We start from the raw sequence: 7,642 nt of genomic DNA, 5'->3' as shown, positions 1-7,642 counted from the left end.
CGAGGCGCCCGCCGCCCCCGCCGCTCCGGCGACACTGCCGGGCCTGACCCTGCCGCAGGGGCAGACCGCCATTTGAGCGGCGCGGCGGGCCTCCCCCGCCCCGGTCCCAGGAATGTCACGCCGGGCGGGGCGGCCATGCCGCCCGCCCCCTTTCCCAATCGCGCCGCGCGCGCCACATTCCGCCGCATGGCGGAGAGCATCCAGATCACCATCAACGGGGAAACCCGTCTCATCCAGACCCGGGCGACGGTGGCCGACCTGCTGGCGGTGCTGAGCCTCGACACCCGCAAGGTGGCGGTCGAGCGCAACCTCGAGATCGTGCCGCGCTCGGCCTATGCCGCGACCGCCCTGGCGCAGGGCGACACGCTGGAAATCGTACACTTCATTGGCGGGGGCTGAGCCCATGGACGGCGACATCATGACCACGGCGGACGATGGCTGGGAGGTCGCGGGCCACCGCTTCCGCTCGCGCCTGGTGGTCGGCACCGGCCGCTACAAGTCGCTCGAGGAGACCGCGGCCGCGATCGAGGCCAGCGGGGCGGAGATGGTCACCGTCGCGGTGCGGCGGGTGAACCTGTCCGACCCCAAGGCGCCGATGCTGCAGGATTTCGTCGACCCGAAGAAATACACCTACCTGCCCAACACCGCCGGCTGCCACACCGCGCAGGATGCGGTGCGCACGCTGCGCCTGGCGCGCGAGGCCGGCGGCTGGAACCTGGTGAAGCTCGAGGTGCTGGGCCCGCCGCCCTTCCTCTACCCCGACATGCCGGCGACCTTCGAGGCGGCCGAGGCCCTGATCCGGGACGGCTTCCAGGTCATGGTCTACTGCGCCGACGACCCGCTGGCGGCGAAGCGCCTGGAGGAGATGGGCTGCGTCGCGGTGATGCCGCTCGGCGCGCCGATCGGCTCCGGCCTCGGGCTCACCAACCCCTTCATGCTGCGCTCGATCATCGAGAACGCCAAGGTGCCCGTGCTGGTCGATGCCGGCATCGGCACCGCCAGCGAGGCCGCCCAGGCCATGGAGCTGGGCTGCGACGCGGTGCTGCTGAACTCGGCCATCGCCCATGCGCGCGACCCGGTGCGCATGGCCCGCGCCATGCAGGCGGCGGTGCAGGCCGGGCGGCACGCGCATCTGGCCGGCCGCATGCCGCGCAACTACGTGGCCGACCCGTCCAGCCCGCTTTCCTCGGGGCTGATCCGGTGAGGCTGGCGCGGCTGGCAGCCGCCGGGCTGCTGGCGCTGGGCACGGCCGCGGCCCAGGCCCAGGGCACCGGCCCCGGGCCCGGGCCCGAGACCATGTTCCGCGAGCTGGACCGCCCGCTGCAGGCGCTGCTGGACGAGGGCTGGCAGATCACCGGCATGGCCGGCAATCTCGGCGGCCTCGGCTTCGTGCTGCAACGGGAGGGGAAATGGGTGACCTGCACCCTGGTCTCCCGCCGTGAGGACACCCGCAGCCGCTGCATGGCGCTGAACTGAACGCTTCGAGGGGGCTTTGCCCCCTCGACCCCCCATTCTTTCCCTTGGGCAGGGGACAGGGTCCCCTGCACCCGCCTCAGGGGGAACTGAACAAATGGGTTTCCAAAGGCCTCAGGCCTTTGGTGGGGAGTGAGAGGGGCAAAGCCCCTCTCAAAACCTCAATGCGCCTCGCCGCCACCGCCGCCCGGGCGCGGCCGGCGCAGCAGCAGCACCAGCGGCAGCGAGGCCAGGAACGCCCCCGCCATCACCAGCAGCGTGTCGTTGTAGGCCAGCACCAGCGCCTGCTGGTTGACCAGCGCCTGGATCTTGCCCAGCGCCGCCACATCCGCCGCCCCGCCCAGCCTTCCGGACAGCGCGCCGCTCAGCGTGTCGCGATACGCCTCGACCGCCGGGCGCGCCCAGTTCACCGCCTCGGCCAAGTGCAGCCGGTGCAGGTAGGACCGGTCGGTCACCAGCGTGTTGATGATGGCGAGCCCCACCGCCCCGCCCAGGTTGCGCATCAGGTTGTAGAGGCCCGAGGCGCCCTTCAGCCCGGCGGGCGGGATGGTGCCGAGCGCCATCTGGTTGATCGGCGCCATGCACATCATCATGGCGACACCGCGCAGCCCGAGCGGGAAGGCCATCTCGGCGAAGCCGTGCTGGCTGGTCAGCCCGGCGGTCAGGTACAGCGCCAGGAAGAACAGCAGCAGCCCGAGCGTCAGCGGCAGGCGCGGGTCGAAGCGCGCCAGCAGCCGCCCGACGATCGGGGCGGCCACGAACATGCAGGCGCCGGTGATGAACATCACCTCGCCGATCTGCATGGAATTGTAGCCGCGCACCCGGCCGAGGAAGAGCGGGATCAGGTAGACCGAGCCATACAGCCCGACCCCCATGGTGAAGCTGAGCACGCAGCCAATGGCGAAGTTGCGGTCGAGGAAGGCGCGCAGATCGACGATCGGCTCATCCCGCGACAGGGCGCGCCAGAAGAACAGCGCGCCGGCGATGGCGCAGACGGCCGCGAACAGCGCCACCGTCTCGTCCTGCAGCCAGTCCCAGCGCGGGCCTTCCTCCATGACGTATTCCAGGCTGCCCAGGAACAGCGCCATGAACAGCAGCCCCCACCAGTCGAAGCGCGCCAGCAGCCGCGGGTCGGCCTGGTCGATATCGACCGTGTTCCACACCACCAGCGCGATCAGCGCGCCGATCGGCACGTTGATCAGGAACAGCCAGTGCCAGGAGAAGCTCTGCGTCAGCCAGCCGCCGAGCGTCGGGCCGATGGTCGGCGCCAGCGTCGCGGTCAGCCCGATCAGCACCATGGCGTTGGCGCGCTTCGCGCCCGGGAACAGAAGAAAACTGGCGGCGAAGACGGTCGGGATCATGGCGCCGCCGATGAAGCCCTGGGCGGCGCGGAACACCACCATCAGGCCGAGGCTGCTCGCCATGGCGCAGGCCAGCGAGAACACGGTGAAGCCCAGCGCCGAGACGGTGAACAGCACCCGCGTCGACAGCAGCCGCGACAGAAAACCCGAGAGCGGGATCATGACGATCTCGGCGATCAGGTAGCTGGTCTGCACCCAGCTGGCCTCGTCCGGGCTGGCGGCGAGGCCGGCCTGGATCTCGGAGATCGAGGCGGAGACGATCTGGATGTCCAGGATCGCCATGAACATGCCGAACACCATGGCCATGAAGCCGACCATGGCGCGCGGCTGGATGCGGCCGACCGGCGCGGCGGAGGGGCCGGTGGTGGTGGTGGCGCTCATGGCGCGCCCTCCCCTCTCTAGCGCAGGCCGAGCGTCGCGGCGGCGGCCGGGATCAGGCCGCGCGGGGCGTGCGGGTCGGCGCGGGTGTCGATCTCGGCCACCACCGACAGGCCAGGGCGCAGGCGGGCGATGGCCTCGGCATTCTGGCCGGGCTCCAGCACCAGCCGCACCGGCACGCGCTGCACGATCTTGGTGAAGTTGCCGGTGGCGTTCTCCGGCGGCAGCAGGCTGAACTGGCTGCCGGTGGCGGGGGCGAAGCTGTCCACCCGCGCATGCAGCGCATGGCCGGGGATGGCGTCGACGCGGATCTCCGCCGGCTGGCCGGGGCGCATGCCGGAGAGCTGCGTCTCCTTGAAATTGGCGGTGACATAGAGGGCGGCGGGCGGCGGCGACACCGCGATCAGCTGCTGCCCGGGCCGCACATGCTGGCCGAGCTGCGCCGCGCGGTTGCCCACGATGCCGTCGAAGGGGGCGCGGATCTCGGTATAGGAGAGGGTGTTGCGCGCCAGAAGGAGGGCGGCCGCCGCCTGGTCGCGCCGCGCCGCGGCCTGGGCGATCTGCGCCCGCTGCACCACGATGGCCTGGCGGCGCACCACCAGCTCGGCCTCGGCGGCGCGCAGCGCGGCATCGGCCTTGCGCTGCGCCGCCACCGCCTGGTCGGCATTCTGGCGCGAGGACCAGCCGCCGCCCACCAGCGCCTCGGCCCGGCGGGCATCGGCGGCGGCGCGCACCTGCTCGGCGCGCGCCTGCTCGATCTGCGCCTGGGCCGAGGCCAGCTGCTCCTCCGTCTGGGTCAGGCTCTCGCGGGCGGTGGTGATCGCCGCCTCCGCCTCGGCCAGCGCGGCCTCGGCCTGGGCGAGCTGGGCGCGGGCGTCGCGGTCATCGAGGCGCAGCAGCACCTGCCCGGCGGTGACGGGCTGGTTGTCGCCCACCAGGATGGCGGCGACATCGGCCTCGATGCGCGGCGACAGCACGGCGATGTCGCCCTGCACATAGGCGTCGTCCGTCTCGGCCAGGAAGCGGCCGACCTGCCAGTACCAGGCACCGCCCAGCGCGCCCCCGATCAGCAGCAGCAGCGGCAAGGCGCGCAGCAGGATCAGCCGACGCCAGCTGCGCGGCCGGCGTGGCCGGGCGGGAACGGGGGTGGTGCGCGCGGCCTCGGCGGCGGCGGCGGGGGCGACGGGAGCGTTCATGGGAAACCTTCGAACTGAACGGTTCAGTTCACTTGCGGTTCCAGATGTAACCGGCCCGGCCCGGCGTCAAGGCAAAACTGAACTGAACCGTTCAGTATGGACTTGAGAAGCCGCCCGCGCCGGCTTACTTGCCGTCCATGTCCCTCGCCGCCGCTGATCCCGACACCGACGCCTCGCCGAAGCGGCGCGCCATCCTGGAGGCGGCGGCGGCGCTGTTCATGGCCGAGGGGCTGGCCGCCGTCTCGATGGACGCGGTGGCGCGCGCCGCCGGCGTCTCCAAGGCCACGCTCTACGCGCATTTCAGCGGCAAGGACGCGCTGTTCACCGAGATCGTGCAGGGCAATTGCCGCCGGCTGCAGGGCAGCGTCGATGCCGCGCTGGTCGACCACGCCCTGCCGCTGGAGCAGGCGCTGGCGCAGCTCGGCACCGGCTGGCTGGGCTTCCTGCTGCAGCCCAAGGTGCGCGCCCTGCACCGTGTGGTGCTGGCCGAGAGCGGCCGCAGCCCGGAGCTGGCCGCCGCCTTCTACCAGGCCGGGCCGGTGACGCTGCGGCGCTGGCTGGAGCAGTGGCTGGAAGGCGAGAAGGCGCGCGGCCGGCTGGCGCCCGGGGCCTCGGAGACGCTGGTGGCGGAGCAGTTCTTCGCCCTGCTGCGCGGCGACCTGTTCATGCGCGCCACGCTGAACCTGGCGCCCGATATCAGCCCGGAGGCCGTGGCCGCGCAGGCCGCCGCGGCGGCCCGGGCCATCGTCCGGCTCTATGGGGCGGACGCCGCCGGCTGAGGCGCGGCGCCGCCTTCCCGCGGCCCCTGCCGGCGGGCTTCGCTCCCCCCCCCTAGCCCGCCCACCAGCGCCACAGGGCCAGCCCCACCCAGCCCAGCCAGCACAGGCCCACCGTCCACGCGACCAGCGTCCGGTAGAGCGCCCGCGACACCAGCCAGCCGATGGGGAACAGCACCACCAGCGCCAGGATGAGGATGAGGGGCATGGCGTGCATCGCGCGAATCCCGGGGGTGCGGCCAGGCCTTCGCCTACCGGTCTGGCCGCGCGGCGTCCATCGCGCCGCCTCCGTCCCGCCAGGGCGATTCGTGACAGGAGGGATTCGCCCAGGGCCGCGCTTTGGCGCGAGAGGCTTCCAGCCAGCACGGCCGGTCTTCGGGAGTTTTCCGGCCTTGCAGGGGAGGCATGCGGAAAAAAACCGGGTCCGCCCCGAGAAAACCCTTTGCGGCGCGGGGCGAGATCTCTATATGCCGCCGCAGACGCAGTACGCACGTGCCTCTGGCCCCAGGCCGACCTTGATCGGCCAAAGGTTTACGCAACGACGTCAAGCGTTCTGGCAACCCCGGCGAAAGGCGAAAGCCCCAAGCCGGCCCTCTTTGGTCGCTGGTTCGTTCGACCGTTTCGTCAACTTGGGGCCGCGCCTCCGCTGGGGGCCGACCTCCTATTTAGAGAATGGAGGGTGTGCGATGACCCCCAAGGTCTCCCGCTTCCTGCGCGACGCCGCCCCGGCGACCCCGTGCCTGGTGGTCGACGTCGATCGCGTCGCCGAGAACTATGGCCGGCTGAAGGCCGCCATGCCGCTGGCCCGCATCTACTACGCCGTGAAGGCCAACCCGGCCGCGCCGATCCTGTCGCGCCTGGTGGATCTGCAGTCGCAGTTCGACGCCGCCTCGCTGGAGGAGGTGCGGATGTGCCTGGCCGCCGGCGCGCGGCCCGAGGCGATCTCCTTCGGCAACACGGTGAAGAAGGAAAGCGCCATCCAGGCCGCCTACGAGGCCGGCGTGCGCATGTTCGCCTTCGACTCCGAGCCGGAGCTGCGCAAGCTCGCCCGCTCCGCCCCCGGCGCGAAGGTGTATTGCCGCATCCTGGTCGAGAATGTCGGCGCCGAGTGGCCGCTGTCGCGCAAGTTCGGCTGCGAGGCCGAGATGGCGAAGGAGCTGATGGTGCTGGCCCGCGATCTGGGCCTGGACCCCTACGGCATCTCCTTCCATGTCGGCAGCCAGCAGACCCGCACCGCCGCCTATGAGGCCGCCATCGCCAAGGTCGCGATGATCTTCACCGACCTCAAGGAGGCGGGGATCAACCTGCGCATGGCCAATCTCGGCGGCGGCTATCCGGTGCGCTACCGCTCCGAGGTGCCGGAGATCGACGATTTCGGCGCCGCCATCATGGGCGCCATGGTCGAGCATTTCGGCAACGCCCTGCCGGAGATCCTGGTCGAGCCGGGCCGCTTCATCGTCGGCGACGCCGGCGTGCTGTCCTCCGAGGTCGTGCTGGTCTCCAGCAAGGGCAAGGACGACCCCGTCCGCTGGGTGTATCTCGACATCGGCCGCTTCGGCGGCCTGGCCGAGACCGAGGGCGAGGCCATCAAGTACCGCTTCCGCACCCCGCATGACGGGCTGGCGGAAGGCCCGGTGACGATCGCGGGCCCGACCTGCGACAGCACCGACACGCTGTATGAGAAGTCCAATTACCGCCTGCCGCTGGCGCTGCAGAGCGGCGACCGGGTGGAGCTGCTCTCCACCGGCGCCTATGTGACGACCTATGCCAGCCAGGGCTTCAACGGCTTCGCCCCGCTGGCCGAGCACTACATCTGACCCCTGCCCCGGCCTCCGGGATGGGTGAAGGCGGGAGGGGAAACCCTTCCGCCTTTTCTTTTTCGCGATTTCTCGTTTTGCAATCGCGTCGCGCCGGATAAACTCGCGTCATGGACGCCATCGACCGGAACATTCTCGTCGCCCTTCAGGACAATGGGGCGGCGGGCCTCGCCGAGCTGGCCAAGGTCGCGGGCCTCTCCGTCTCCGCCACGGCGGAGCGGGTGAAGCGGCTGGAGGAGCGCGGCACCATCCGCGGCTGGCGCGCCGATCTCGACCCCGCCGCCATCGGCTGCCCGCTGCTGGCCTATGTCTTCGTCTCGATGCGCCCGGGGCGGGAGGAGCACGCCTTCCGCCTCGCGATGCGCGCGGCCGAGCCGGTGATGGAGTGCCACCACGTCACCGGCGCCTGGACCTTCCTGCTGAAGCTGCGCCTGCCCGACCTCGCGGCGCTGGAGCGCTTCGTGGCGGATGAGATCCGCGGGCAGGATGGGGTGGAGCGGACGGAGACCATCCTGGCCATCACCTCGGCCAAGGAGACGTCGATCCTGCCGGTGGCGGAGGCAACGGAAGAGTAAAAAGGCCAGGGGCGCTGCCCCTGGACCCCGCCGGGGGGACAGGGTCCCCCCGGACCCCGCCAACTG

At 71.4% G+C, this 7,642-nt stretch carries 9 protein-coding genes; 6 read left to right on the top strand and 3 right to left on the bottom strand.

The window, feature by feature from the left end; genetic code table 11:
- Positions 1–135: 135 nt before the first annotated feature.
- From thiS to HMPREF0731_RS12185, 3 genes are read left to right on the top strand one after another with little or no spacing between them, the layout of a single operon-like run.
- A complete protein-coding gene (thiS, locus tag HMPREF0731_RS26535) occupies positions 136–399 on the top strand; it encodes a sulfur carrier protein ThiS (RefSeq protein WP_007004445.1) in 264 nt (87 codons plus the stop codon).
- Between the two features lie 4 nt (positions 400–403).
- A complete protein-coding gene (locus HMPREF0731_RS12190) occupies positions 404–1,204 on the top strand; it encodes a thiazole synthase (protein WP_007004444.1) in 801 nt (266 codons plus the stop codon).
- Positions 1,201–1,476 carry a hypothetical protein gene (locus HMPREF0731_RS12185; protein WP_007004443.1) on the top strand — a complete coding sequence of 92 codons (276 nt, stop codon included), beginning with the start codon at positions 1,201–1,203 and terminating at the stop codon, positions 1,474–1,476. The genes HMPREF0731_RS12190 and HMPREF0731_RS12185 overlap by 4 nt, the downstream gene beginning before the upstream one ends.
- A 158-nt stretch (positions 1,477–1,634) precedes the next feature.
- Here the strand turns inward: HMPREF0731_RS12185 and HMPREF0731_RS12180 are convergent, their stop codons facing one another.
- Positions 1,635–3,215 (bottom strand): DHA2 family efflux MFS transporter permease subunit, encoded by a 1,581-nt coding sequence (locus HMPREF0731_RS12180; RefSeq protein ID WP_007004442.1) that lies wholly within the window; start codon positions 3,213–3,215, stop codon positions 1,635–1,637.
- A 17-nt stretch (positions 3,216–3,232) separates the two neighbouring features.
- Complete coding sequence (locus HMPREF0731_RS12175) at positions 3,233–4,408, bottom strand: HlyD family secretion protein (RefSeq protein ID WP_007004441.1); 1,176 nt, start codon at positions 4,406–4,408, stop codon at positions 3,233–3,235.
- A 137-nt stretch (positions 4,409–4,545) separates the two neighbouring features.
- Between HMPREF0731_RS12175 and HMPREF0731_RS12170 the strand changes: the two genes are divergently transcribed.
- Positions 4,546–5,187 (top strand): TetR/AcrR family transcriptional regulator, encoded by a 642-nt coding sequence (locus tag HMPREF0731_RS12170; protein WP_007004440.1) that lies wholly within the window; start codon positions 4,546–4,548, stop codon positions 5,185–5,187.
- Between the two features lie 52 nt (positions 5,188–5,239).
- Here HMPREF0731_RS12170 and HMPREF0731_RS24255 read toward each other — a convergent pair whose 3' ends face one another.
- Positions 5,240–5,392 carry a hypothetical protein gene (locus tag HMPREF0731_RS24255; RefSeq protein WP_157136081.1) on the bottom strand — a complete coding sequence of 51 codons (153 nt, stop codon included), beginning with the start codon at positions 5,390–5,392 and terminating at the stop codon, positions 5,240–5,242.
- 478 nt (positions 5,393–5,870) lie between these two features.
- Between HMPREF0731_RS24255 and HMPREF0731_RS12165 the strand changes: the two genes are divergently transcribed.
- Together HMPREF0731_RS12165 and HMPREF0731_RS12160 are read left to right on the top strand one after the other, a co-directional pair.
- Positions 5,871–7,001 (top strand): type III PLP-dependent enzyme, encoded by a 1,131-nt coding sequence (locus HMPREF0731_RS12165; RefSeq protein ID WP_007004438.1) that lies wholly within the window; start codon positions 5,871–5,873, stop codon positions 6,999–7,001.
- Positions 7,002–7,111: 110 nt separating this feature from the next.
- Positions 7,112–7,576 carry an Lrp/AsnC family transcriptional regulator gene (locus tag HMPREF0731_RS12160; protein ID WP_007004437.1) on the top strand — a complete coding sequence of 155 codons (465 nt, stop codon included), beginning with the start codon at positions 7,112–7,114 and terminating at the stop codon, positions 7,574–7,576.
- Positions 7,577–7,642 lie beyond the last annotated feature (66 nt).

Source organism: Pseudoroseomonas cervicalis ATCC 49957 (genome assembly GCF_000164635.1).
In the GTDB taxonomy this organism is placed as follows: Bacteria; Pseudomonadota; Alphaproteobacteria; order Acetobacterales; family Acetobacteraceae; genus Pseudoroseomonas; species Pseudoroseomonas cervicalis.
The sequence above is the reverse complement of the archived record's forward strand: the minus strand, read 5'-3'. Positions and strand labels throughout refer to the sequence as shown.